The 250-nt window shown below is 39.2% G+C and carries 1 pseudogene; it reads right to left on the bottom strand.

Annotated features, from left to right (window positions below):
* A pseudogene (locus tag SB751_RS33495) lies at positions 1-149 on the bottom strand (hypothetical protein); the annotation flags it as partial.
* Positions 150-250: the final 101 nt, after the last annotated feature.

Raw genomic sequence — 250 nt, 5'->3', positions numbered from 1 at the left:
GCATTGTACACGATTGCCTTAAAACCGATGAACGTATGATTTCCAAGATAACAAGGGCCATGAATGAGAGCGTCATGCCCGACACTTACATTGTTTCCGATATAAATGGAATATGCCTTATCTTTGACTGAAACAAATTGTTTTAACAAACCATGTAAAATGACTCCGTCTTAATTTGAACCAATCGCACGAATAGCTGCATTTGGCGCTACTTAAACATTGTCCTTTATTCTCACGTCTCCTATCACGC

The sequence above is a fragment of the Cupriavidus sp. SIMBA_020 genome, from assembly GCF_046535395.1.
GTDB lineage: Bacteria > Pseudomonadota > Gammaproteobacteria > Burkholderiales > Burkholderiaceae > Cupriavidus > Cupriavidus campinensis.
Note: the sequence above shows the minus strand (reverse complement) of the source record. Positions and strands in the feature narration are given on the sequence as shown.